The organism is Finegoldia magna (genome assembly GCF_018371055.1).
Classification (GTDB): Bacteria; Bacillota; Clostridia; order Tissierellales; family Peptoniphilaceae; genus Finegoldia; species Finegoldia magna_I.
On record NZ_JAGYZD010000348.1, the window covers coordinates 1 to 1242 of the forward strand.

Sequence of the window (1242 nt, forward strand, 5' to 3'; positions counted from 1 at the left end):
CTTTATAGGTAGTTCGGTATTTAAAAGAAGAGTTTCAGCTACATTCATTCTTTTTCTTTGGGTGTATTCTGTAATGCTTTGACCATATTTTTCTTTGAACAAATTTTTTAGTTTAGTACCGCTCATTTTAGATATTTTTTCAAGGGTTTCTTGATTTACATTCATAGTGAAATGATCATCTAAAAATCTTGCTACATCTTCAAGTGCTTTATTATCATCAGATTCAATTTTATATTTTTTCCTATTTAAGTAGGTATCTATAACAATGCTTACCCATTCATTTGCTTTGGCTTTAAAGAAAAAATCAGCGGCAGGAGGGTCCATCTTACAATTTAATATTTCCATTGCCACTTTTTCTAAGGATTTTGTAAGAATTATTTGATTAGGTTGAAGTAAAGCTGAATAAAATGATTCTGGATTAATGTTAATAGATGCTAAATGTTTTTCTATTAGTTCTTTTTTAAAACCAATGGAAACAGCAAGATAACAACAATTCTCGTGTAATAAAAAAACAAAGTCATCTCTTATATTGTCAAAATCAAGAGTATATAAGGAGTTTGGCGTCAAAGTTTGATAAGGGTTAAATTTTTCACCGTTTGCACTTACAATATAGCTAGAGCATATCGAAACATAGTTTTCCATACTATAAGTACTATTTTGAATAACTTCTTCTTTGATATAAAAATCGTGGATATCAATAATAAATTCATTTCCTTCATAAAACCAATATAGGCCTTCTGCATTAATTGAATCATCTTTACTCCAACAAAATGTATGCCCTGCACTTGAATATTTCTTATTATTTTTACATTCATCTACGTTCATATATTCTTTTACAAAATCATAATATGTCATAACACACTATCCCTTTTAGACAATATTCCAATTAGCCTTATTAATTCAAAACTATTGTATTAGTAATTATAACTGATGTATAATAAAAACGCAATGATAATTATTATCTCCTAGGCAAATTTGAATCTAATAGGAATATTAAGGAGGGGAATATGAAAATTTATAAAAGGCTTTTTTCCTATGTGCCTGAAGAAAAACATAATGGATATATAGCAGTTTTTTTATCAGCACTATCTGCATTTCTAATGGTGTACGGATATTCGTTACTGTATAAACTTTTAAGAAGTTCAATTGTTGAAGGAGATTTATTAGTAGCTAGGACTTTGTCCATTCAAGCTGTCTTATATTTGACGATAGGGGCACTAGTTTACTTTTTGTCAAACTTTT

At 28.4% G+C, this 1242-nt stretch carries 1 protein-coding gene and 1 pseudogene; one reads left to right on the top strand and one right to left on the bottom strand.

The window, feature by feature from the left end; genetic code table 11:
* A partial coding sequence (locus KHW44_RS09780) for an AraC family transcriptional regulator (RefSeq protein WP_304068942.1) occupies window positions 1–855 on the bottom strand: 855 nt, incomplete at its 3' end.
* Window positions 856–1007: 152 nt separating this feature from the next.
* Between KHW44_RS09780 and KHW44_RS09785 the strand changes: the two are divergent.
* A pseudogene (locus KHW44_RS09785) lies at window positions 1008–1242 on the top strand (ABC transporter ATP-binding protein); the annotation flags it as partial.